This is a genomic window from Planctopirus sp. SH287 (assembly GCF_056500625.1).
This window is the reverse complement of the sequence record NZ_CM151403.1, coordinates 5,097,846-5,121,583: the sequence shown is the minus strand read 5'-3', so window position 1 is coordinate 5,121,583 and position 23,738 is coordinate 5,097,846. Positions and strand designations below refer to the sequence as shown.

Genomic DNA, 23,738 nt, shown 5'->3' with positions numbered 1-23,738 from the left:
TCACCAGCGGGCCGACATCAGGCATGATGCCCTGCCAACGAACCTGGTAACGCCTGCTTATTCTCCGAATTCACATGAGAAAATCATAACAAGTCTCCCGCGTCGTCTGCGATCAAGCGGCAGGGATCTCAGCGAGCAACCACTTGACTGAGAAGTCAGGGTGATCGCCTCCTTCAGGGCATTCGGCTGGCCTCACTCCCGGTGGACTGATATCTTGCCAGCAGAAAAAATTATCTGGTTCGCGCTGCGGCCATCGTGTTGAAATATCGTCTTGAAATTTCAGAGACTCCACATTCAAGCACTTCCAACAGTGCAGCAAGGTCTGGGGAATATGACAGGTTTGCCAGCAGCATCGACCACGCGTCCCGATTCGTTTGACTATGATGTCCTGGTCATTGGCTCGGGGCCTGGCGGGGAAGGAGCTGCCATGCAAGCCGCCAAGCATGGCAAACGTGTAGGCATGGTTGAAAAATACCATCAGATTGGTGGCAACTGCACGCATCGCGGCACCATCCCTTCCAAAGCGCTCCGTTACGCCATTTTCCAGATGATGGAAGTCAACTCGAATAAGCTGCTGGCAGAACATGGCATCGCAGCCCATCTCAGCTTTCAGAAACTGCGGCATACTGCCAAAGCGGTGATCGAGCGGCAGGTACAGATGCGTACGACATTCTACGACCGCAACGATGTCCCCCTCATCAAAGGGACAGCCAAGTTCGTTGATCCGCATACGGTTCTTGTCACTGAACATGACGAAGGCCATCGGATGGTGACAGCCGAGTATATTGTTGTCGCCACAGGTTCACGCCCGTATCGCCCGGCTGAAGTCGACTTCAATCATCCTCGCGTCTTCGATAGCGATACGATTCTTGATCTGGCCTATGACGTCCGTTCAACCACGGTCTATGGTGCGGGTGTCATTGGCTGTGAATACGCCAGCATGTTTCGTAACCTGGACTGCAAGGTCAATCTGGTGAACACACGAGATCGATTGCTGGAGTTCCTCGATGAAGAGATCGTTGATGCACTGAGTTATCACTTCCGCGATCGTGGCATGCTGATTCGCCATCATGAAGCTTATGACTTTGTCGAGCCGCGAGAAGACTCGGTCATTCTCCATCTGAAGTCGGGGAAACAACTCAAAACAGACATTCTGCTCTATGCTGCTGGCCGTACTGGCAATACGGATGATATGAACTTTGAATCGATTGGCATCACTCCCGACCAGCGCGGGAACTTGAAGGTTAATGAGCACTACCAGACCATTGTGCCTAATATCTATGCCGTTGGCGATGTGATTGGCTTCCCCGCACTGGCGAGTGCCGCCTATTCGCAAGGCCGGCATGCCGCCTCGCACCTGCTGGGGAATGAACAGCTTGTCGGAATCGGGCAGATTCCCACAGGGATCTATACCAGCCCCGAGATCAGTTCGATCGGTAAGACAGAGCGTGAGTTAACCGAAGCCAAGGTTCCTTATGAAGTGGGGCACTCACAGTTCAAAAGCCTGGCGCGTGCTCAAATTACCGGCCAGACAACGGGGATGCTGAAGATTCTTTTTCATCGCGAAACTCTGGAGATATTAGGCATTCATTGCTTCGGAGCCAATGCCAGCGAGATTATCCACATTGGCCAGGCCATTATGGAGCAGCCGTCGCCGCATAATACGATTCTCTACTTTATCAACACCACATTTAACTATCCGACGATGGCCGAGGCATACCGGGTGGCAGCCCTCAATGGCTTTAATCGCGTCTCATAACCTCAGCCTCAAAAGAAATCATGGGGTAATACGAATCGCAACTTGAAATAGTGCGGTGACGATCTCAAAAAACATGCTTGCCCCTTGCGGGGTTTGGGGCGGCGTATGAGGGCCGGTTGTTGATAGGCGGTTGGCGAGTCAGTGGGTCGGGTGGCAAAGGCACGGGATGAGTTGGTGCATTGCGCTGCGCTTCATGCACCCTACATAATTCATCCTGCATGATGCTGCGCAACAAGGGGGGTTAGGTTAGAGGGGATTCGCTGGGCGCGCCTCGTCGGTGAGGGCCATCATAGGGCCAGCCTGCGATCCGGAAGATGACCCTCGTCAGCGGCTTGATCAGGGCCGTGTTGTGCCGGCGGTGTCGCAAGATGCTGCCAGCTTGAGAGGCCTGTGGCGCTCTCAACTCGAATTCGAGAATACCTACCTGTTTTCTGACTTGTTGGCCCAAAGGATTGTCAGCGGCAAAGGAGTGATTCCCTGCCGCCAAGATGATTCTCTGGAATGTCAGGTCATTTTCTGAGCTTCACAACGGCTTCCGACAACAATTGGATCCCCGTGATTCTCAGGAAAAGCAAAACTGGTGGGACAGGTGCTTAAGTTCGCAAGCGTGGTTCTCACGAAGGAAACTTCGTGACGGCGACTCTCTGCGCGGCCCTGATCGGTCGTGGACTTTTCTTATCAAATTTTGATCAAGCCCCTTGCGGGGTTTGGGGCGGTGTATGAGGGTCGGTTGTTAATCTACATTTGGGTCTTACGTCGTCAGGGTGGTGGTGCTCGTTGGGTTGTAGATAGGCAGTTGGTTGGTCAGTGGGTCGGGTGGCAAAGGCACAGGGGAGTTGGTGCATTGCGCTTCGCTTCATGCACCCTACGTGAATGCGGTATTTGATCGTGCGGGCATGCTTGCTCAGAGCCGCAAGCATGGCACGGAAAGCGTCGTGAGTTGGTGCATTGCGCGGCCTTCGCACACATCCCGGCCGATAGGCCCAAACCCCGCGAGGGGGAGTCCTTGGCATCTGGTGGATGACTTGCGATACTTCCGGGGCTTGTCGGATCGAGCGATCCGCGATTGATGGCCATTCAAATGGGAAAGAGATTCATGAAACGTACAGCAGCGACAACGCTCAAGGGAAATCCGGTTGATCTCAAGGGACGCGCACTCGTCGCGGGCGATGTGGCACCAACATTCTCACTTCAGGCGAACGATCTCAGCGAAGTGACTTTTGGTGGCAAGACCACCATTATCGCCACCGTCCCTTCACTGGACACCTCGGTCTGTGCCCTCGAAACCAAGAAGTTCAACGACGAAGTCAAGAATCTGCCTGACGTCGATGTCTTTGTCGTGAGCATGGATCTCCCCTTCGGTAACAAGCGGTGGTGTGCTTCGGAAGGGGTCGAGAACCTGAAGACTCTCTCTGCTCACCGCTGCAACGAATTTGGCTCTGATTACGGCGTATTGATCAGCGGCGGCCCACTCGATCGCTGCTTGGCTCGAGCCGTCTTTGTGGTGGGTGCTGATGGCAAAGTGAAGTACGCTGAGTACTGCAAGGAAATCGCCGATCATCCCAACTATGACGCGGTCATTGCTGCCGCCAAGAGCTAATCGGCTTTGTTCTGAAGGTGTGAACTGAGAGGGCTATCCGAAAGGGATCAAATCCTTCTCCCTGAGGGAGAAGGTGGCCGCAGGCCGGATGAGGGGGGGGGGAACGCGTGGCGCTCGATAAGGGGTTCCATATTGCTATGAGAGAAACACGGAGGTTAATCAGCCCTCACCCCGGCCCTCTCCCGTCAACGGGAGAGGGAGCTTTCCCGGATAGGCTTTGAGTGAAAACGAACAACCCCGGCGGGTCATGCTCGCCGGGGTTGTTCGTCATGTAAGCTGATGGATATGTGCGTCTGGCGTTTTGGATCAACGACCAGTTTGCGGGTTAGCCCAGTTGATGGATCAACGATGTAGCTGCCGCACCTGGTTGCCAAGAACAGCCGTGAAAATGGGTTGAATAATGACCTGCGTCACGACACCGGGGGTGCCGCTGGTTTCGTCATCGTTGTGAGTTGCCGATGTGGCCGCTTCAGCCAACTCGGACTGACCCGTCGCCTCATAGCATCTGGCAAGTGCGAACCAGGCGCGATGATTCATCGGTGAAGGAAACATCTCGGCCGCCTTGACCAGAGGCTCAATCGCCTCTTCAAACTGACCAATTCCGGTGAGAGCCTCACCGCGAAGCAGCAGTTCAATCGCTTCAAAGGGGCCGGTTTCGGTGACCCTGGCCAACTCCGCCAATGCGGCTTGGGGAAGACCAAGTTCAAGGTATCCCTCGGCGGCAGCGAGCCGCTTCACCACGCGCTGTGAAATCTGGTTGTTCATAGCGAGCCCCTTTCTTCCTGCGAGGATAAGCAAAACCTGGTCGATTTCTGGCTGTCCATCGAACACATCAGTCAACACTAGCTGCAATTCGTGTGCCCTTTGCCCAAATCCCGCTAATGAAGATCATTTGAAGGCCTGGAACGCTGGACTCTTCGGAAAAAACGCTTTGTCCGGATCTCTCTTCGGCAGTTGTCGTCGGGAGGTCTCCCTCGTGATTGACCTCTCTCTTGGCAGGGTTGCTGTCAAAATGACAATTTGCCGATCTTTCCGACTCCTGCAGAGTCGCCTTGCGACGAACCCTGTTTTGTTTCTGTGGTCTGTTCACTTTTAAGTCTGAAACATTGATGAACGGCTTCTGCCGCTGTGGTGAATTCCGCTTTGTTTGAACGTGTCAATCATTCTGAACCTGTGCGCAACTCTGAGACCTGTCGATGAGAAGACGCTCAAAATTCCGCTGAGGTTCAGGGCTTTCTCTTCATTCCGGCCGTTGTTTCTTCAAGCTGTTAACGTCCGTTTGTTTGATCCTTGGTGACGACAGAACTGGCGGGGAAGCCAGTCCTGTCGTCTGGGGATGTCGGATGGCTTTTTTGCCCCGCCCCATAAGAATTACTACGTACAAGCAACAAACTTTCAGAGAAGTTTTTGCAATTCTCACCAGCGATTTCCGGATTCACTTTGCAAAATTCTGACGCAGGGCAATCGGGGTAGTGACAAGGCCTGCCCAGGATGCACGTAAAATGACCAGCTTTCGCCAGATTTGCAGTCAAACGAAGCCTCTCTTTCATCAGCCCTCACAAAACTTCTGATACAGCCGGTAAGGACTCGGCAACTGATGGCAACAGGCCGTCAACTCTCTGGAAAATTCCCCCATCGCTTTAGGACTGCCGCTTCGGAATTGAACTCCCGATTGAACAGCAGATGTATGGTCTTGCGTCAGTGACCAACTCTTCTGGGATGGGTCTGTCAGTTCTCACAAAATTCCTGATCAGGCGGGAATGATCGATACCAGGAACGTGACCAGAGAGCCACATCACCTTTTGCCGGGCGTTCATTGGCACGATCTCGCTTGCGGCCAACTGTCTTTCTCCCTGACAATGGCATTTCGGGAAGCAGGGTCTGTCCCGAATGACGCGCCCGTTCGTCCCGATTCGTCCCTTTGGTCTCTCAGAAAAGTGGCTGCCGCATGCTGTTGTTTGTTTGCGCTTGTCTGCTTCCCGCTTTCTGGGTTTCTTTTGCTGCTGTCGGGGCGATGCGTGTCATTGCTCCGCGGTGGGGATTGATTGACAAGCCCGCCGCCAGAAAAGTTCACCTCACTCCGAAACCCATGGGAGGAGGAATTGGCATCTGGTGTGGTGTGCTGATTCCTCTGACGATCGCGCTGGCAATCGTGTTGATCTTTCCTGAATCCTTGCCGATCCCGATCCCTGGAAAAACGATCTCGGCAGAAGGGAGCGTGCTTTACAAACTCCCTCAATTGCTGGCTGTGACCCTGGGCGCATTGGCCATGGGGTTTGTTGGCCTGGCCGACGATTTCAAACCCATCCCCTGGCAGCTCCGGCTACTCTTGCAGTTCTTCATCGCCAGTGTGGTGGTGGCCTGTGGAGTCCGGGCCACCATGTTCATCGAGAACCCCTGGATCGGAGCCATCGCCAGTGTGTTGTGGTTTGTCGTGCTGGTGAACTCGATCAACTTTCTCGACAACATGGATGGTTTGTCAGGAGGCATCTGCCTGATTGTTTCAGCCGTATTTGCCTGCATGATGTTAATGCGAGCCGATGATCCGCGCTGGATGGTCGGCGGCTTCTTCCTGCTGATGTGTGGTTCACTGCTGGGATTTCTGTGTCACAACTGGTCACCCGCCCGGATCTTCATGGGTGACGCGGGCAGTTATTTTCTGGGATTCGCCATCGCCAGCATGACGATCCTTGGCACGTTCTATACTGTGGAAGATGGCCGGACGCATGTGATTCTGGCCCCGCTCTGTGTTCTGGCGGTGCCGTTCTATGATTTATTTTCTGTCATCAGTATTCGCCTGAGAGAAGGGCGTAGTCCCTTCCAGCCCGACAAAAAACACTTTTCACATCGGCTGGTGGCGCTGGGATTAAAGCCCGTGCATGCGGTCTTGACCGTTCATCTGGCCACACTGACCACAGGACTGGCCGGACTGCTGCTGTGTTCTGTGCAGACATGGGCTGCTGCCTTTCTGGCGCTGGGCGTTGTTGTCTGTATTCTGGCGATGATTGCGATTCTGGAATCAGCCCCCCGGCCGGGTGTCTCCTCAGCAGGCTCACTCAACTCCAGGGATCTCACCACGGGGACACTTCCATTGACACTCTCAAATCTTTCTGGAAATGGGTCTTTTTCTGAAACCCAGCCCGTGGTTTCCCTGGGGAACAGCGATGGAACAGGACGGGGATTGGAATGAAGCCGGTTCAAGAAGCCGAACGATCCGTTATGAACCGAAGCGTTGCTGGACTGAGTAACCCGTGGTTTTCTGAAGGTTGCACACGGTCGTTGATTCAATCGCGCGGGGGGCGTCCGGCGTCGCGCGCTGGCGTGGGGAATCCTCCCGTGACCATCTCCAGAGAAACGGTGAACCTGCGAGCCTGGATTGAACCCGTGCTGCTCGCGGTGCTGACGGCTCTTTTTTTTGCCCGGTTCTGGACTCCCCCCGAAGCGGCAGTGATGGGGGATTCGCTCTGGCTGGCCGTGTGCATGCTGTTTATCAGTGCCGTGCTGGTCTGGGTCATCCCTGTCAGTCACAAAGTCAGAAACTGGTCGGGTTTTGATTGGGGATTGGGATTTTTAACAGCCGGACAGATCGCCGGGACGCTGGCGGTCTTCTGGGGGAGTGGCGACCGTCGGGCTGCGGCCAATCTGCTGGTGGAGTATCTGTCCATCGTCTGTTATGTCATCCTGCTGGCCCGTTTCTGGCGGGATGATGAGCGGATTCGATCCCTTCGATTTTCACGTGTCAGCCTGTTGAACTTTCAACCGTTGATCGTGACCTCGTTGTTGACGCTCTCCGGCCTGGGGATCTATCAACACCTTGTCGAATTGCCGGCCATCGCCCGCACCTATTCACAGAAGCTGCTGGAACTGGATCAACTGGAAACTGCTGCGATCACCAGCAGTGTTTCAGCAGACCAACTGGCCAAACTTCAGCAAGAATTACAGCAGGAGGGAATCCCTACAGAAGCCTCGGCTCGCAGGGCCTTTTTTCAGCGATTAACCAGCAGCGAGCCATTTGGTTTTTGTGCGTTGGCCAACACATTTGCGGCGATTCTGCTTGTCCTGTTGATCTTGAGTTTTGCACTTTGGCCGTTGCTGAACCCGGCTGGACGACTGTTGGCGATTCCCGATTTTTCACGAATCCAGACCTGGTTACTGCTGGTGACATGGCTTGGTGGATTCTGGGCACTGCTGTTGACGAAGTCACGCACAGCAGTATTAGCTCTCGGCTTATCGCTGGCATTCGTCGCCGTGATGGTTCAGTTACGCAGAGTCTGGCAACGCTCCTCTGCACATGAGAGCCAATCAACCAGCGAAGCAACGCTGACGGCGAAGACCGAAAACCCCGTTAAATCAACAACGTCACAGTCAAGTTTGACTTCCCAGCGGGGGCTTTGGGCACTGGTGGGCGCGATCCTGGGATCTGTGGGACTTCTGATTGCCGCCGTGGCCTGGGCAGGTGGCCTGGATGTGGAAGTGCTGACCGAGGCTCCCAAATCGGTGCAGTACCGGCTGGAGTACTGGTTGGGAACACTGCGGATGATGCGGGAGAATTTTGCCTTTGGGGTCGGGCCGGGAAATTTCCGCAGTGTTTATCTTTGGTACAAGTTGTCCGGCTCCAGCGAGGAAATTGCTGACCCGCACAATCTGGTTCTTGAAGCCTGGACATCGGGAGGATTGCTGTCACTCATCGGAATCATGGGATTGGGGTTGGTCGGTGTGTGGCAGGTGGTGATTCCTCGTCAGCGCGCAGTGGTTGGCGTCGCGTCTGTTGATCACTCAATGGCAACCGCCTTCTCCATGAAAAACTGGCTGGGAGGAATCATCGCAGCCAGTTTTGGCCTCGCCTGGTGGGGACGATATCTCTTTGAAGGGGTCTTTGACGATCAGTTGATCATCTTCGGGATGCTCTGGCTGGTGGTCTATTTCGTCCTGGGGCCATGCCTTGTTGCGGAATCGCTACCGGGATTTGACGCCACATTCCCCCCTTCAGATCCTGTGAAAAAAGACGCGGAAAAAAGTCAGGAAGCCGGCCGTTCTGATGTCGCTCGCATGATGCCCACGCTGATGATCGAGGCCGCTTTCCTGGCTCTTTCCGTCAACCTGCTGGCCGCTGGCGGTTTCAGTATGCCTGCGATCTGGGGTCTGTGGCTCCTGCTCGCCTGCCTGACGATCATCGGAGTCTCTTCTCGCCAGATGACGGCAATTGATGAATCGACAACCTCAATCACACGATCAAGGCGACTTGAGTCCTGGTTGTGGAGAAGCTCGATGCTTCTGGCTGCATTTCTGTCGTTGATGGTGGCGTTTCCCGTCTGGGTGGCGGCCGATTATTCCGCCCGTGGGACTGGCCGAAAAGGGATGCTCGCTTCGCGCGGGGCGGCGATCCAATACTTTGAAAAGGCCGCCCTGGCTGATCCCTGGTCACCCTCGCTCGCCGAATCTTTGGGAGAAGCAATTTTATCAAGCGACACCGGCTCAGCCGCTCTCCAGAAAAAAGGCGAGGACTGGCTGATCGCTGCCGCCCGGCGGGATACCCGGAGTTATCGCCCGCATGAACGACTCGGACGTTCCTTACTGGAACGCGCCCAATCCGTGACATTACCAGCAGCTGAGCGGCAAGAGTTGGCAAAACGGGCGGTGGCTGCCTATCGGGAAAGTTGTGCCCGTTATCAGAATTCCAGTCGTTTGCTGGCCGGTCTGGCTGAAGCACTGGCTGTTCAAGGGGAAAGGGCTGAAGCGGCTCAAATCGCTCAACGGGCGATTGATCAGGACGCGCTGAATCGTCGGCTCGGGCACTCTGATCGTTTTCTCCCCCCAGAACAGGTGCAGCGACTCGAAAGTCTGAAATTACAAAAGGTTAATGAAGATCGTCCAAACAGGGTTCCTTAGCCGTGACGCGATCCATCAATTCCGCTTAGACTGGCGTATAACGTTTCGACGCACAGGCGGGAGATTTCAGGTTCTGGCCGTTTCCCCAGTTCGTGTGATCGAAGAGTCTGTTGTTTGGGTATGGGATTTAAGTTCTGAATTCGCTTAAACATAAGTCATTTGAACATCAGTTGGCGATGCCGAGTGTCCCCATGCCTGGATTCATCAATAACAGCGTTTGGTTCCCATAAAGGTGTTTCATGAAGCCTGCTGCTGTAGTCGTCTGTGTGTTCTTGACGATGGCGATGCTTTCCGTGGTGGTTTACTACGGTCGAGGGGCTCAGACCATCCCCGTTGCTCCTTCCAAGCCTGTCCCTGAGGACGAGAAGGGGCCGAAAGTGAGTGCCGAGGGGCCTCAGCCCAAAGCGGTCACGCCGGAATCGGAATTCGACTTTGGCACCATGGAAACCGGTGACAAAGGAACACACGTCTTTATTGTCAAAAACGAAGGGGAAGCACCGCTGGAAGTGGTTGCCCTCCCTGGCGATTCCACCTGCAGTTGCACTGTAGGGAATGTGGCCGGTGATGGGAAAATTCCGCCGGGCGGAGAAACCGAAGTGACTCTCAACTGGCACATCAAGACGCCCGGCCCCAGCTTCCGTCACTATGCCGTTGTCCGAACCAATGACCCTGGCAACCGCAAAATCGAACTGGTGGTGAAAGGGGAAGTGCAGGTCGGCCTTCAGCTGAAACCTGAAGGCGAGTGGAACCTGGGATTGCTGAAAGTCGATCAGCCGACTGAAGTCACCGGTTCGATTTACAGCCCGATCTTTGACAAGTTTGAAATCACCGAAGTGAAGTCTGATCTTCCCACAACGGCCATCACCTGGGTTCCTCTTACCGAAGACCAGTTGAAAGAGCGTAATTCCAAGAGCGGCTACATGATTAAAGCCACCATCAGTGGGGATATTCCCGTCGGGCCATATTCGGATCGTGTGACCCTGAAAACGTCATTGGAAAAGTTCCCTCAGATGGAATTCGCCCTGAAGGCTCAGCGCCCGGGGCCAATTGATGTGATTGGTCGCGGTTGGGCCAATGAAGCCACCGCGTTAATGCTGGGGGACGTTCCTGCCGCTGAAGGGAAGACCGCCGAAATTTCGCTCTTTGTGAGGGAACTCGAGAACGACCTGAAGCTGGAAGGGGTTCAGACGCGGCACAATGCTGTCGAAGTCACCATGAAAAAAGATGAAAAGTACACCGGCAAAGGGGTTCAAAGATATTTCCTCACAGTTCACGTCTTGCCCGGCCCACCTGCTGATCGTCAGTTTAAGAAAGCTGAGCAGGTGATTCTGAAGCTCAATCACCCCAAAGTGCCAGAATACAAGTTTTACGTCAGCTATATGTCAACCGACCCCAATTAGACCCGTTTCCAGGTCATTGTGGCGGTGTATGTACGTCATTTGCCCCGAAAAATCTGGGTTTTTACGCCGCCAGAACGCTACAGTTAAAAGTGAAACAGCACGAATTGGTACGATGAAATCAACAGCGAACGGCATTGCCGGGAAAGCCGTTCGCTGTCAGTCTGTGCGAAGCACTCGCCCACGACAGGACGTAGGAAATTCCCGGCGCTGAGTTCGATGGGATCCCTGGCGGTTCCTTGAACATGAAGCGTCTTGATCAGAAAAAACTGAGTTTGCACATGCTGCTGTGATGGGCCATGGAAGACTGATCGCGATCATGGACGCGCGATCATAAAAAACAGCGCCACATGGCAAACTCACAATGCAGCCGTTGCACAGCTTCAGGGATGAATATTTATGCGTGATTCCGAATGGCGATCAAAGCGACCATCCGATGGTTCTGGCTTTCCCGTGGGAGATGCCGCTCCTTCTGAAGTGGTCACTTTCCAGCCAACATTCTCAAGTCATCCTGAGACCTCAAGTGCGGTGGTTATGAAAAGTCAGATGATGAGTCGAATGGTACGAATTGCCGGGCCTTTACTGTTCGGTGCGACAGCGTTTTCATTGCTGGCACTGGGCGTGGGGGTGTGGGTTGGGCAACCATCCTGGAAAGGGCAATGGGCTGGCCTGCTGAGTTCCAGCAATCGACTTCAAGCCGCGCAGGAGAGCACCCAACCTGTCGATAAAAAATCTCCCACAGGCCAGCCGGGTGAAGCAAAGGGAGCCTCACAATCGGCAATCGCCAAGGAGATTGAGCCTCCGAAATTTGCTGAAGACTGGGTGAAACCCAAAGCCGTCATGATGCTGTCCGGAGACACCAACGGCTATCTGGAACCCTGCGGCTGTTCACTCACTCAGTCAGGTGGCATGTCACGTCGACAGGACTTGTATCAGCGTCTGGTGGCCCGTGGCTGGCCAGTCTTCGGCTTGGATGCGGGTGGCTTTGTCAAACGCTCCCGGCGGCAGGATCAGATCAAGTATGAATCCATCATGACCGCCCTGCGACTGCTCAATTATCAGGTAGTAGGAATTGGCCCGTCGGACTTGCGTCTGGGCGCTGATTTTCTGCTGACCCAGCAATCAGCAGACGCCGACGAAGTTCAGAAGTCATTGGCAATCTCCGGTGCCAACCTGACGTTTTTTGACTCACCAGATATCGGAACTCCGCTGCGAACCAAAACCTTCATGGTCGGGGATATCAAAGCCTGCGTCATCGCGGTGATTGGCAATAGCAAGCGGGAAGATGTGGCTCCTCAGGGAGTCTCCAACAACATCACCTTCAGCGACCCTGACGAAGAAATTCGTAAGGCGTTGAAGCAATTCGCTGCTGAAAAACCCAACCTGCTGGTGCTGCTCAGCCATGGGACTGTGGATGAAGCCAAGGACTTTGCGAAAAAATTTCCTGCGTTTCAGGTGATTGTGTCGACCGGCGGGCCGGAAGATCCTCAGCCTCGCCCTCTGATTGAAGGCCGCACCTGGATTGTGCAGCCAGGTCTGAAAGGAAAGTATGTCGTTCTGGTGGGTTATTTCCCGGACGATGCCAAAGTCCCTTTCCGATATGAATTGGTCGATCTGGATAACAGACGTTTTCAGGCGACAAAGCCCATGGAAGACCTGATGGCCGACTACCAGAAGCGTCTGGATGCCGAGCAGATTTCCCTCTCACCAGACCTGATCATTCCTCATCCTTCGGGACGAAAATTTGTCGGTTCAGATTCGTGCGGCGAATGCCACACCAAGGCTTACGACAAATGGAAAGAGACCGGGCACGCCAAGGCGACTCAGAGCATCATTCATGGCCGGGGTGGCATTGAAGGCCAATACATCTCCCGGATTCATGATCCTGAGTGCATCAATTGCCACACCACCGGTTGGGAACCTCAACAGACCTTGCGGTTTGACTCCGGTTATAAAGACCTTGCTTCGTCAGCGAATCTTCTGGGCAACGGCTGTGAGAATTGTCACTCGCCGGGAAGTGAGCATGTCCGGATTGAAAACGGCGGAACCGCCAGTCGCGAAGAACAGGCTGCCGCCCGCATGGCGATGCGTGTGACCTTGGATCAAGCCAAGAAAACCACGTGCTACAGTTGTCACGATGGCGACAACAGCCCCGGCTTTGAGTTCGATAAGTACTGGGAAAAAATCGCGCATCCCTGGCGAGATTAGCGGGACAGTTCACTGAGAGTCTATCTGGAAAGACTCCCTCTCCCTCGAGGAAGAGGGTTGGGGTGAGGGGGCCGATGAACCAGCCGTGTTTCCAGAGCCAAGACCAATCCCCTCATCCGGCCTTCGGCCACCTTCTCCCTCAGGGAGAAGGACTTATAGGGATCCCTCAGGGAGAAGGATTTGAGCGTTTTCGGATAGCCTCTGAGCGAATCCATCAGTTCCTCAGGCCGCCTTCCGTTCAATCGGCACTCTGAGTTTTTTAGTGGAAAGAGTCCTCATGTCAGTCGATGCTCCAGAGACCATTCGTGCGCATCGCGAGCGTGGAGCCTTTGAACTGAAGTGGCGAGACACACCTGCCGTGGAAGTCTCATTTTTCAAAGTCCGTTGCGGATGTACTTGTGCGGTTTGCGTGGATGAATTCACGGGCGAACCACTGCTGGATCCTGCCAAAGTTCCTCGTGAGATTGCCCCTGTGGAACTGAGTCTGGCAGGACAATACGCACTGCGCATCCGCTGGAGCGATGGCCACGAAACGGGACTGTTCACCTGGGAGCGTTTGCAACGGCTGACGCAAACATCCCCCTGATTCATTGACCGCTCTCAACGAGTCGTCAAGTCATAGTTTTGTAGGGCATGCTCCTGCACGCCAGTGATGTCTGCGGCAGGTCTGAGATGAGGCAAATGGGTATGGCCGATATTGAAGTTGAGATCAAGTTCCCCCTGACCAGAGCCGCTGACTTTCGCGAGACGCTGCGAAGTGTGGAAGCACTCAGCGCGGGGCCGCCGGTGTTGGAAGTCGATGAATACTTTGCCCATCCCCTGCGCGACTTTGCCACGACTGACGAAGCTCTGCGGGTGCGTTGTTCTCGTACGGGAACATTGGCTTCCCCCGGCTCAGTGACCTCCATGGTTTTAACCTACAAAGGGCCACGACTGGAGAAAGCGTCAAAAACGCGTCTGGAGATTGAAGCTCCCCTGGCTCTTTTCGGTTTAGAGAATTCCATATCGGATGGCCCAACATCAAGCATTGTCACCTCTCCTGCCATCTGCCAGATTCTGACAGCTCTGGGGTTTCGTCCTGTGCTCACCGTGAGTAAAGAGCGCCAGTTTTTTACGTTGCCAGAAGACGATTTTTCCGTAGCTTGCACGATTGATCATCTCGAAGGATTAGGTGACTTTGCCGAACTGGAGATCGTCACCACTCAGGAGACCTGGATTCAGGCTCGTGAATGTTTACAGTCCTGGGCCACGCGATTAGGACTGTCTCAACCCGAGCATCGCTCTTATCTTCAGTTGCTTCTGGCGAAACTTGAAACCTGATTTCAACAGGTAAACCACAACTTGGGCCACCCATGATGAGAAGATCTCAACGAAAATCAAATCTCTCGCTGGTCAATGAACGCCCTCTTTTTTCGGTGCTCTGAAGGTGATAGCCTGCGGCTCTTAAGGCGCCCTGCCTGTTTCAGAATCTGGGATCTGCTGCCTCCCGAAAATTAGCAAGGATTTCTTGTGGCGATTGAATTTCATTGCCCCCATTGCGAGAAGTTCCTCAGCACCACCGAAGAACGGACTGGTCACAAAGCCAAGTGCCCCGGCTGCGGCGAAATCGTCCTGGTGCCATGGAGAGAAAACACGCCATCGACTGAGGAGGTAGATGGTGATTTTCCTCCCCCACATCCAGGGGAAATGAGTCATACGCAGGCCAGAGCCACTTGTCCGATGTGCGGAGGCAAAGTCCTTGCTGCTACTAAACGCTGCAACCATTGCGGCGAAGACATGGCAGACTCCGAAGAAACCTCCGAGAGATCGATGGGCGATATCATGCCCACTAAAATCGATATCGGGGAAGTCATTTCAACAGCGTTTTCCATTGCAGGAAAAAATTATGGCATCGCAGTCGGTGGTGCCTTCATCGTAATGGGGATCCTCTTAGGGATGGTTCTTCTGATGTCTGCCGGCGCTCTTGCGTCCAACATGGCTGCCAAAGGGGGAGAACCTCCATTGGCTGCAATATGGCTGATGGTGTTTTTCATGCTGACAAATGTGGTTATAACTTTTTATTTACATGCAGGATATTCATCGCTCATTCTCAAAATTGCACAGGGCCAACCTCATACCATCACCGATCTCTTTGGTGGAGGAAAGTTTGCAGTGCGATACTTATTCGCAACGATTCTTTACGCATTGATGGTGGGGTTCGGGACGATATTCTGTATTCTTCCCGGAGTATTTCTTGCCGCTGTGTTCTGGGTTTTCACGATGGTGCTGGTGGGCGAAAATGCACCCGGCGTTTCATGCCTGTCGCGCGCACTCACCTATAGCGAAGGCAATCGGCTTCAACTTTTTCTGATTGCTCTATTGAATTGGGCGATCATCTTTACCTGTCAGATGATTTGTGGCCCGGTTTTGATTTTTATGCTCCCGTTTACCACAATGATGACTGCGGTTGCGTACCTGCGCATGGCAGGCAAAAAAACCGCTCTTGAGATGTGATGAATTGAACCCGGACGTTTATGATCCCACGGAGGGGAGCATGGCCCGAGAGAAAATTTTTACCGGCACAAATGATGTCGCTGGCGAAGCCGAGGCTCGGGAAACTGCCCGTCGAGAGCAGTCACGCGCCGCGAACACCGCAAGAATCGACGACACAGAACTCGATGAAGAGTTGCGCCCTTCGCGACTGTCGGAAGTGGTCGGTCAGCGGAAAGTCGTCGAGCGGTTGGAAATCATGCTCGCCGCCACGCGCATGCGGACGGAACCTCTCAGCCACATTCTGCTGGATGGCCCTCCCGGTTTAGGAAAGACCACGCTGGCTTTGGCGCTGGCCAAAGAACTGGATGTCGAGTGTCAGATCACCTCCGGCCCCGCTCTGGCCGCTCCCAAGGATCTGCTCCCTTACCTGACGAATGCCAGTGGGAATTCGATTCTCTTTATCGATGAAATTCATCGGCTGCCCGCAGCGGTCGAAGAGTTCATCTATCCGGTCATGGAAGATTTTCGGGTTGATATCGTACTGGGCGAAGGACTCAATGCCCGGACGATCAACATGAAGCTCAAGCCCTTTACGATCGTGGGGGCCACCACTCGTTCGGGGATGCTGACAGCTCCCTTGCGGGATCGTTTCACCTTCCGCGAACATCTTGAATTCTATGAAGAGGCTGACCTGGCCGAGATCGTTCGCAGGAATGCTCTCAAGCTGAGAACGAAGATCGAAGAGTCGTCTGCCATGGAAATTGCCCGCCGCAGCCGAGGGACACCCAGAAAATCCAACAACCTCCTCCGCTGGGCACGCGACTTCGCGACCGTCAAACAGAAAGAAGGATTGATCACGGACGACATTGCCCGGCAGGCACTGGCGATGCTGGAAATTGATGAGCTGGGATTGGAAGAACAGGACAGAAAATACCTGCGAACCATCTTGAACATTTTCGGCGGTGGCCCGGCAGGACTGGCAGCCATCGCTCACACCATGAATTGCCCCCCCGATACCTTGGAGGACGAAGTCGAACCGTTCCTCCTCCGTTGCGGCTTCATCCAGAGAACCCCTCGAGGCCGCGTCGTCACCTCCAGCGGCCTGGAACACCTCGCGGGATAACAGCACCCATTTCCTTCGTCACAACGGCGATGAGAAAGCCCGCTGCGTGACCCCAGGATCACTTTCTACCAAGGTCACTTACCACCGGGTCACGACAATCGGTTCACCCTGAGTGATGATCATGGTGTGCTCGTATTGAGCCGACAAATTGCCGCGTGTTCCCACCAGTGTCCAGCCATCAGATTTTTCGGTCACATAACGGCTTTTTGTCGAGAGGAAGGGTTCAATCGTGATGACCATGCCGGCTTTCAAAATGCGGCGGTCTGCCGGATCGTAGTACCCTGCGATGTGCTCGGGGGCTTCATGGAGCGCGCGGCCAATTCCATGGCTGCCCAGGTTCTCGAACACCTTAAAGCCGTGGGCATTCGCCGTTTTCTGGATAGCGGCCCCGATGCGATTGATAGGCTGGCCAGCGCGGGCTTGCTGCATGGCGTGGGCCAGCGCTGTCCGGGTGGCCTCACACAATCGCGTTTTTAGTGGGGACGTGGGAGGCACCACTTTTGTTCCACCGGTATCAGCGAAGTAGCCGTCCAATTCAGCGGAAACATCAATGTTCAAGACATCGCCGGGTTGAATCACGCGATCACTCGGAATGCCATGAGCCGCTTCTTCATTAATGCTGATGCAGGTCGAACCAGGAAAATCGTAGGTCAGCCGCGGCGCTGAGCGGGCGCCCTGCTTTTTCAGCAGCTGCTCGCCAATCAGATCCAGTTCGCGAGTGGTCATGCCGGGTTCTGCCGCAGCGAGCATTTTCTGAAGCACAGAAGAAACGATCTGGCCGATGCGTTTCAGTGCAGCCACATCGTTTTCGGTCTCAATGGTCATGCGGCTTCTCACTTAATCCTTTGAGACCGTTATCACAAGGGTCGCAGGTTTGATCAACGCAACAGAATTTTGGTTGTGTTTAAGCTTGAAAGGCTGCCGGATGATTCACGTTCGTGCCACACATGGGGCAATCGACAGCATAATTTTTCACCGGTTCACCACATTGAGGGCAAGCTCCCTTGGTTCTTGCGACTTGAACGCTCTGAGCATCCATCAACTGGCAGGCTCCCGAAAAGACTTTCCATGTGAAAACGCAAATGATGATCTGAAACACCGCCACCAGAATCGCCAGATAGCTCGCCATCTCCAGATATTGCAGGTTGAGCGAATTGCTTAGCCCCGCGGACACTCGCCAACAATCGCCGAGATAATGCGCAAGAACCACCAGAGCCCGACAACCATGCTCCCTTTGCCCGCCTTCCAGTTTTGCGGGCCATGCAGGCCAACCTTCCAGATTTCCTGCATTCCCGTATAGGGCAGCACGATATTGGCAATGGGAATAAAATAGCAGCCAATCGCAAAGCCCGGTGTCTGCGACAGGTTCTCGGCTCCAAGCACCCGGGCATTATGATTCAGCCGCCCGACAAGCTTGAGGAAGACGAAACTGGCGATCAATCCGAGCAGGAAATAAATGCCCAGCCATGCAGCCGTTCGCATGAGAATGTTCTGGGCTTCGGCATCCGTCGCAGGTTCACCAGCAATAGCTCGCGCGATGATTTGAAGATCCAGAACCTGATTCACAATCCCGCCAACATTGAGCATCACAAAGAGCACGAGCAAGACCAGCAATGTCTTGAGTAATGCTCCCGTTGGCAGATATCCCGCTGTTGTTTGATTGTTGGACATAAGGTGATCACTGAAAAAGAGGGGTGGGAAATGAGAGGACATGTACCGATGACATTGAAATCGCCGCCCTCTGGATTGGTGAGCATTAGAGAGAGATCTGTTGGCGATTGTACAGACTGGTTTTTGGGATTTTTTGGGCAACACAGAAAAGCCAGGGCTGATGGGAAATCACAGACTCACGAGGAGACGGTTTCTCATCACTCGCTCGCTATGTTGTTGAAATTGCCGTGCGGTGATTGCTCACAGTGGCCTGGATTCGCTCACATTGTTCACGCGCGGGCCATTGGTGCCATGCCGCCTCTAACTGTGGTTCCAATGCGGCACAAGTGGGGATTGCGACCGTCGGCCCCCATGACGATTGAGCAATGCAAGGGATCCCATGACGATGCAGATGGCGGGCCAGGTCTTCCATCAGCGGCGAGGCAAAAATACTCCCCTGAACAGCCGAAAAATGCTGCCCGACCAATTGGCCATACTCATGCAGACCCGTGGCGAATTCCTCAAAGTTCCGTGACCGAATTCCCGGCAAGATCGAAAGCAGCGTCAGTGAGGCCAGCCGATCAGTAGTGGCTTGAGGAATGGGCAACATCTCACGGAAAGCCTGTTGTTCTGCTTCACCTGACAGGCCGGTCTCGGCTCTGGGCATCACCAGCCACCAATGCCATTCCTCCGGAAAATTTTCCCGCGCCACAATCATGCGTGAAAAGGCTTCTCGCTCAGATGTGGGGGAAGTCGCAGCGTGACCTCCATGGCCGGCATCCACCAGAAAACCACCCGTGAAATAACCCGCTTGACCAACGGATGATCTGGCCCCACGCCCCGAGCGCTGGAAGAGTTCCTCTGGCGAAAGAACGTCTCCCAACAGATGTGCCCAGCCATCCACCAGCGCCATAGCCAACTGTGTTCCCGAACCCAGCCCTGCATGAAGAGGAAGTTGCCGATCAACGGTCACCAGCAGTGGAGGTCGGCCCTGGAATTGCTCCACCGACCGCAACTCCCTCAGAAGACGTTCGATCCTCTGACGGGCCTCACCCTTGGCCAGAACCGTGTCACTGGCGTGAGTGACTTCTTCCAGGCATAGCGACCACCCCGGAGAGGCGAGCATGACTCCTAACCCGCCAAAAGCGCGGCCACGTGCTAGATCCGTGCTCAGCAGCCCGAAGTGAAGTCGACAGCCAGTTTCTACGCGCGTCTTGGCATTCATAAGTCACAGCATGCAAAATTTAAGGAGCTGCCGCAATCAGAGCCTGTCCGAGAATACTCCCTCGCCCGCCTGCGGGAGAGGGCCGGGGTGAGGGCTGATTCACCAGCCGTGTTTCTCAGCGCAAGAGGCAACCCCTTGTCGAGTTCTACGTGCTCCTGCTCATCCGGCATGCGACCACCATCTCCCTCAGGGAGAAGGATTTGAGAGTTCTCGGACAGGCAATCAGTCGAGCGGCCCCTTCATCGCTGAGCTGCCATTCTGTGAAGCCAAACGGGCATGGATCACGCCCGTGACAAATTCCCACGCGGACTGCTCGCGGACTCCTGCGGTCTTTTCGACCAGCGGCTGCCACTGTTTCAGTTGATCCAGGATCAACGAAGGCTCCAGCAGTGAGGCTCGAGTCGCCAGAATAATCGCCTCCAGGACAGCATGCCGTGCCCGATGAAATCCGATAAAAGGCCGCACAACTCCCTGTCGGTGAACAGTCATCCGAATGGTGGCCCGCGGGTGGGCGGCATCGATCGACGCCACCTTCAGTTCCCACCACTGACAGCAGTCTTCAAGTCGCCAACTAGAAGGCTGGAAGTGCGGCAATGATCCCTTCATCGGTTCCTCAATAGAGACCATCGCGGGAAGCAGGAACGGCTCCGGCAAATCGTCTTTGAGGGCGGCCCGCGCAATCAACCCGACATCATCGGTGATGTGAAACGTCGCTCGGGGGACTGCCAACAGATTGGCCAGCGTGGTCGACGGATGAAAAGGCCTGAGGACAAACTCAGCAGATTCCGTGATCTTTCCCGAAGCAGATTCTTCGACCAGCGGCCCCATAGGAGCCAGGTTAAACTCTCCCAAGGCATTTTGTGTCAGCAACAACCCTTCAAGAATCACGGTCTGCTTTCTCCATTAAAGCATCGCCCCGGAGTTCATCATCATACCGTTTAGTACTGAAAGCGTTACTGGTGGCGCAGAAATTCAGAATACCCGCTACTGATTCAATATAACAAAGATGATTCAGGAGCCTTATGAAAGGTGGCTTGCTCATACCGACCTTGTTTCGTCAGAAAGAGAGAAGGAATTGGAAATCCTTGACTAAACACCAACCTTGACAAAGAACTCTTTATCAAGGTCACAACCAGTCGTAATTTCAACTGATTGTGCCTATAGAATTAACCCTCAGACTACAACGTTAATTATTTTCAAAACAGTTGTAAGTACGGAAGAGGCACCATACATGGCGTCACCTCGCCTGCAGCTAAACCTACCCAGAAAAGATTCAACTAGTGTTTAGGGACTACATGATTACCACCGACGGTTTGAATCTCCGTCCCCTCAAACACCGGTGCAAAAATTGTTTTGATATGCTTGCCACCTGCACGGGAAAGATGACTTCCATTGCGATATATCGCAACACCTTCAATAACAAGGGGGCAGAGTCCATGCTCATTAACCAAAAGAGTTAGCGGATCGATCACAGCAACTCCGTCTTCAAGTACGCTGTCAACGACCTCGATGGCGTTCTTCTGATATTGAAGATGTTCCTCAACCGTCACTCCGATGTTGCCCAATTCTGTGCCGGTAACTAACCTTGCCATTAACTCTCGCCGGGGATCGGAGGCTTGCTCGGGAGGCTGGCGAACGATCCAGACACGGGATCCTGCTATCCGTAAAGCGGCCACAGTATCACTAAGACATCGCCGAAAATCAGATGTCCCCTGATTACGTTCTTCTGCAATCCTATATCCAATCCACCTGGCAGAGAGAATAACATTCGGAATCTTTTGCTCACGAATGAAATCCAGAACTGCAGCATTATGTTCCGAGTTTCGGCGAGTCCCCACCTGTTCATATCGAAGAACAGGCGGTGTTGCACTCCGTGATACTGCAACGCACCGAACATCATATTCGGCGCAGAGCGATTGAAATGCAGGCATCAATGGACCAACAGTGCTATCACCCCACACGAGGCAGTGTATAGGGAGATGACTGTGATCAAGTGACAGTTCAGTCAGTTTGCCTTGACGAATCATCGAAACGTCAGTGATTTCCTGAGATCTTGCCACTGACCGAACAAAGTTTACGTCTTCATCAATAGCCTGGATTGCTGCAAGTGCTCGATGCGGTAACCGCCAGGCAAATCCGTCGGTTTGTGCGATTACAATCCCAACGACACATAACAATGAAAGAACAGCTGCCGAAGACAAAAAGACTGAACGCCGCGAAGACAGCACTGCTCGTGTTCGAAAAGGCGTCTCTACGAATCGGTAGGAAGCCCACGCAAAAAGCAGAGAGATCCCGATTGCCGCTAAAGCAAGACTCAATGAAAGATCCCCGTCGCTCCAGTACTTGAGATAAACAATGACCGGCCAATGCCACAAATAGAGTGAGTACGAACACAATCCAATCGCAACAAGCGGCGAAAAGCTCAATACCTGCTGCAGTACGGTTTTCACGCCTGCACCCGACCAAAGAACCAAAGCAGCACCGGCGCAAGGGACTGCCGCAATCACCCCAGGAAAGTTAATTCCTCCCTGTAACGCAAAACAGCAATATCCGATTAAGGCAATCCCAAGGATTCCTGCTGGCAATATAATCATCGATCGAGTGGAAGCAGGAATCATGCAGACCAGACCGCCGATCATGAGTTCCCAGGCACGGGTTGGCAATGCGTAGAAAGTCAGGCCGGCAAAGTTATGAGTACCGTAGTAACCGAGAGAAAAGGACATCGTCGCCGCAAGGAGAATCGTGCCCCATACCAATGCTCGCCGTTGCGAACGCATAGCAACAAGCACTAGTGGTAGTATGGCGTAGAATTGTTCCTCAACACCTAAAGACCATAAGTGGAGTAGCGGCATGGATTCAGCGCTAGATCCAAAATAGCCCGAACTTCGCCATGACTGCATATTTGATAGTAGTAATGATTGCGCGGCGACAAATTCCCCAAGAAGCTGGACATCACCGGGCAGAAGGATCACTGCTCCAAAAACAATTGTAACGAGGATCATCACAACAAGTGCTGGCAACAGCCTGCGAAATCGCCGCTCCCAGAAATTGGCCAATGAGAACCGATTTTCGTCAAGTTCTCGCAGGATCAGCGACGTGATCAGATATCCAGAAATCACGAAAAACACGTCAACGCCAACAAACCCACCGGGAAAACCAAGTCCCGCGTGAAAGAGGACGACAGGAATAATCGCGAGTGCGCGCAATCCATCGATATCCGTTCGATACGTCTGCGAACTCATTCAGCCATTCCTTTGGCAAAACGCAGGTTAATCACTGCCAGATCACAAACCGCATGAAGCTATTGGAAAAGAAACTTACATGTCAATTCCTGTTTGCAGGTGTACAGTTCCTGCTATCCTGAAATTCGCAGCGATTTCAATGAGAATTGACGGAAACAGTCGAGTAGCTAATCCGACCAAAGGGAGAGTTCTGGCAACTTCCTTCCAAATAAAGATTACAGACGAAGAGAGGATTGTTCAGAGTTAGAGAGTCGTACGGACGCGGAGAAAACCTGTTGTGGCTCTCCGACTTTGCGTAATCTTCCTTCTTTCCCCATAAAGTAAGTCCAGATGCCGGGACTTCTGTTGGCCGATCCAATCGCCAGCCCCTCAATTCTCAACCCACAAACACCCTAACCAACCCAGCCTCGACTTTTCTGTGTTCCTTCGTGTTCTCTGCGGTTCGAATTTTGAAACATCGCCTTTAGCAATGCCGCCTTGCAGACTCGTATCAAAATGGGAGAAGGCTTGGAATCTCTTACTCGCGACTTATGCGAGGGCGACTGTCTATTTTTGTGGCAGCAACGTCTGTGAAACTGAAGCGTTGTGAAATCGTTGCGTAATTTTGTAGCGAGTTATCGAGGTTTGAGGGGATTGGGAAGACTGGCGGAAAGTCTCCACAAACTGATCGTGCTGAAAATTGCGAAATTCGCTACAACAGTTCTGACCAACATGGCCTGACAAGGCGAACACACACTCTGAATGATCATCCGGGAGAGCCGATGAATACTCGATTCTTATCATTTGCCACGCTGGTGTGTCTGACAGTACTCACAGTGGGAATTGCGATCACCAATCCGCTGGCAGCGCACTCGAAAACAGAAGGAAAACTTCTGCGGCACATCGTCCTCTACAAATTCAAAGACACAACCACACCAACCCAGATTCAGGAAGTGGTTGACACGTTTTCCAGCCTGCCGGCCAAAATCTCTCAGATCGTCGATTTTGAATGCGGCGAAAATGTCAGCAAAGAAGGGAAGTCTGACGGGCTATCCCATGTTTTTGTGGTCAGTTTTCGTTCCGAAGCCGATCTCCAAACCTATCTGACACATCCCGCTCATCTGGCCTATGTCGATGTGGTGAAAGACAAACGGGAAAAAGTCGTTGTCATCGATTACTGGAAAGCGACATAGG

At 53.6% G+C, this 23,738-nt stretch carries 18 protein-coding genes; 11 read left to right on the top strand and 7 right to left on the bottom strand.

Going from position 1 to position 23,738, the window contains the following annotated elements; translation table 11 throughout:
- Nucleotides 1-331: 331 nt before the first annotated feature.
- Together sthA and tpx are read left to right on the top strand one after the other, a co-directional pair.
- Nucleotides 332-1,759, top strand: coding sequence for a Si-specific NAD(P)(+) transhydrogenase (gene sthA / locus SH287x_RS19035; protein ID WP_479515970.1), 1,428 nt, complete (start codon nt 332-334; stop codon nt 1,757-1,759).
- A 1,096-nt stretch (nt 1,760-2,855) separates the two neighbouring features.
- Nucleotides 2,856-3,359: a thiol peroxidase gene (tpx, locus tag SH287x_RS19030; RefSeq protein WP_479515969.1), complete on the top strand. Its 504-nt coding sequence runs from the start codon at nt 2,856-2,858 to the stop codon at nt 3,357-3,359.
- 342 nt (nt 3,360-3,701) lie between these two features.
- Here the strand turns inward: tpx and SH287x_RS19025 are convergent, their stop codons facing one another.
- Complete coding sequence (locus SH287x_RS19025) at nt 3,702-4,124, bottom strand: tetratricopeptide repeat protein (RefSeq protein WP_479515968.1); 423 nt, start codon at nt 4,122-4,124, stop codon at nt 3,702-3,704.
- Nucleotides 4,125-5,307: 1,183 nt separating this feature from the next.
- Here SH287x_RS19025 and SH287x_RS19020 point away from each other — a divergent pair.
- The 8 genes from SH287x_RS19020 to ruvB all read left to right on the top strand — a co-directional run bounded on the left by SH287x_RS19020 (nt 5,308) and on the right by ruvB (nt 16,448).
- The gene (locus SH287x_RS19020) at nt 5,308-6,549 is read left to right on the top strand and encodes an MraY family glycosyltransferase (RefSeq protein ID WP_479515967.1); all 1,242 of its coding nucleotides are present in this window, start codon (nt 5,308-5,310) and stop codon (nt 6,547-6,549) included.
- Nucleotides 6,546-9,248: an O-antigen ligase family protein gene (locus SH287x_RS19015; RefSeq protein ID WP_479515966.1), complete on the top strand. Its 2,703-nt coding sequence runs from the start codon at nt 6,546-6,548 to the stop codon at nt 9,246-9,248. Before SH287x_RS19020 ends, SH287x_RS19015 begins: the two co-directional genes overlap by 4 nt.
- 239 nt (nt 9,249-9,487) lie before the next feature.
- A complete protein-coding gene (locus tag SH287x_RS19010) occupies nt 9,488-10,648 on the top strand; it encodes a DUF1573 domain-containing protein (RefSeq protein ID WP_479515965.1) in 1,161 nt (386 codons plus the stop codon).
- 396 nt (nt 10,649-11,044) lie between these two features.
- Nucleotides 11,045-12,853: a multiheme c-type cytochrome gene (locus SH287x_RS19005; RefSeq protein WP_479515964.1), complete on the top strand. Its 1,809-nt coding sequence runs from the start codon at nt 11,045-11,047 to the stop codon at nt 12,851-12,853.
- A gap of 277 nt (nt 12,854-13,130) precedes the next feature.
- Nucleotides 13,131-13,439 (top strand): DUF971 domain-containing protein, encoded by a 309-nt coding sequence (locus SH287x_RS19000; protein WP_479515963.1) that lies wholly within the window; start codon nt 13,131-13,133, stop codon nt 13,437-13,439.
- A gap of 101 nt (nt 13,440-13,540) precedes the next feature.
- Nucleotides 13,541-14,173 (top strand): class IV adenylate cyclase, encoded by a 633-nt coding sequence (locus SH287x_RS18995; RefSeq protein WP_479515962.1) that lies wholly within the window; start codon nt 13,541-13,543, stop codon nt 14,171-14,173.
- Nucleotides 14,174-14,629: 456 nt separating this feature from the next.
- Complete coding sequence (locus tag SH287x_RS18990) at nt 14,630-15,346, top strand: hypothetical protein (RefSeq protein WP_479515961.1); 717 nt, start codon at nt 14,630-14,632, stop codon at nt 15,344-15,346.
- 40 nt (nt 15,347-15,386) lie between these two features.
- Complete coding sequence (ruvB, locus tag SH287x_RS18985) at nt 15,387-16,448, top strand: Holliday junction branch migration DNA helicase RuvB (protein ID WP_479515960.1); 1,062 nt, start codon at nt 15,387-15,389, stop codon at nt 16,446-16,448.
- Between the two features lie 78 nt (nt 16,449-16,526).
- Here the strand turns inward: ruvB and map are convergent, their stop codons facing one another.
- The 6 genes from map to SH287x_RS18955 all read right to left on the bottom strand — a co-directional run bounded on the left by map (nt 16,527) and on the right by SH287x_RS18955 (nt 22,565).
- Nucleotides 16,527-17,273, bottom strand: a complete 747-nt coding sequence (map, locus tag SH287x_RS18980; protein WP_479515959.1) for a type I methionyl aminopeptidase — start codon at nt 17,271-17,273, stop codon at nt 16,527-16,529.
- Nucleotides 17,274-17,352: 79 nt separating this feature from the next.
- Nucleotides 17,353-17,622 (bottom strand): hypothetical protein, encoded by a 270-nt coding sequence (locus SH287x_RS18975; RefSeq protein ID WP_479515958.1) that lies wholly within the window; start codon nt 17,620-17,622, stop codon nt 17,353-17,355.
- Complete coding sequence (locus tag SH287x_RS18970) at nt 17,607-18,119, bottom strand: DUF4328 domain-containing protein (protein WP_479515957.1); 513 nt, start codon at nt 18,117-18,119, stop codon at nt 17,607-17,609. Before SH287x_RS18970 ends, SH287x_RS18975 begins: the two co-directional genes overlap by 16 nt.
- 208 nt (nt 18,120-18,327) lie before the next feature.
- Entirely contained in the window at nt 18,328-19,323 is a 996-nt protein-coding gene (locus SH287x_RS18965; RefSeq protein WP_479515956.1) for a beta-ribofuranosylaminobenzene 5'-phosphate synthase family protein, read from the bottom strand.
- Between the two features lie 222 nt (nt 19,324-19,545).
- On the bottom strand, nt 19,546-20,211 hold the full coding sequence (locus SH287x_RS18960) for a DUF447 domain-containing protein (RefSeq protein WP_479515955.1): 666 nt from the start codon (nt 20,209-20,211) through the stop codon (nt 19,546-19,548).
- Between the two features lie 389 nt (nt 20,212-20,600).
- Nucleotides 20,601-22,565, bottom strand: coding sequence for an acyltransferase family protein (locus tag SH287x_RS18955; RefSeq protein WP_479515954.1), 1,965 nt, complete (start codon nt 22,563-22,565; stop codon nt 20,601-20,603).
- 761 nt (nt 22,566-23,326) lie between these two features.
- On the opposite strand from SH287x_RS18955, the gene SH287x_RS18950 reads away from it, so the two are divergent.
- Nucleotides 23,327-23,737, top strand: a complete 411-nt coding sequence (locus SH287x_RS18950; RefSeq protein WP_479515953.1) for a Dabb family protein — start codon at nt 23,327-23,329, stop codon at nt 23,735-23,737.
- Nucleotide 23,738 lies beyond the last annotated feature (1 nt).

Bases quoted from the DNA above. Each gene is read 5' to 3' on its own strand.
- ruvB (WP_479515960.1), top strand. From the start codon at position 15,387: ATGGCCCGAGAGAAAATTTTTACCGGCACAAATGATGTCGCTGGCGAA.
- map (WP_479515959.1), bottom strand. From the start codon at position 17,273: ATGACCATTGAGACCGAAAACGATGTGGCTGCACTGAAACGCATCGGC.
- SH287x_RS18990 (WP_479515961.1), top strand. From the start codon at position 14,630: ATGGCAGACTCCGAAGAAACCTCCGAGAGATCGATGGGCGATATCATG.
- SH287x_RS19025 (WP_479515968.1), bottom strand. From the start codon at position 4,124: ATGAACAACCAGATTTCACAGCGCGTGGTGAAGCGGCTCGCTGCCGCC.
- sthA (WP_479515970.1), top strand. From the start codon at position 332: ATGACAGGTTTGCCAGCAGCATCGACCACGCGTCCCGATTCGTTTGAC.
- SH287x_RS18995 (WP_479515962.1), top strand. From the start codon at position 13,541: ATGGCCGATATTGAAGTTGAGATCAAGTTCCCCCTGACCAGAGCCGCT.
- tpx (WP_479515969.1), top strand. From the start codon at position 2,856: ATGAAACGTACAGCAGCGACAACGCTCAAGGGAAATCCGGTTGATCTC.
- SH287x_RS19020 (WP_479515967.1), top strand. From the start codon at position 5,308: ATGCTGTTGTTTGTTTGCGCTTGTCTGCTTCCCGCTTTCTGGGTTTCT.
- SH287x_RS19010 (WP_479515965.1), top strand. From the start codon at position 9,488: ATGAAGCCTGCTGCTGTAGTCGTCTGTGTGTTCTTGACGATGGCGATG.
- SH287x_RS18970 (WP_479515957.1), bottom strand. From the start codon at position 18,119: ATGTCCAACAATCAAACAACAGCGGGATATCTGCCAACGGGAGCATTA.
- SH287x_RS19005 (WP_479515964.1), top strand. From the start codon at position 11,045: ATGCGTGATTCCGAATGGCGATCAAAGCGACCATCCGATGGTTCTGGC.
- SH287x_RS19000 (WP_479515963.1), top strand. From the start codon at position 13,131: ATGTCAGTCGATGCTCCAGAGACCATTCGTGCGCATCGCGAGCGTGGA.
- SH287x_RS18955 (WP_479515954.1), bottom strand. From the start codon at position 22,565: ATGAGTTCGCAGACGTATCGAACGGATATCGATGGATTGCGCGCACTC.
- SH287x_RS18965 (WP_479515956.1), bottom strand. From the start codon at position 19,323: ATGAATGCCAAGACGCGCGTAGAAACTGGCTGTCGACTTCACTTCGGG.
- SH287x_RS18950 (WP_479515953.1), top strand. From the start codon at position 23,327: ATGAATACTCGATTCTTATCATTTGCCACGCTGGTGTGTCTGACAGTA.
- SH287x_RS19015 (WP_479515966.1), top strand. From the start codon at position 6,546: ATGAAGCCGGTTCAAGAAGCCGAACGATCCGTTATGAACCGAAGCGTT.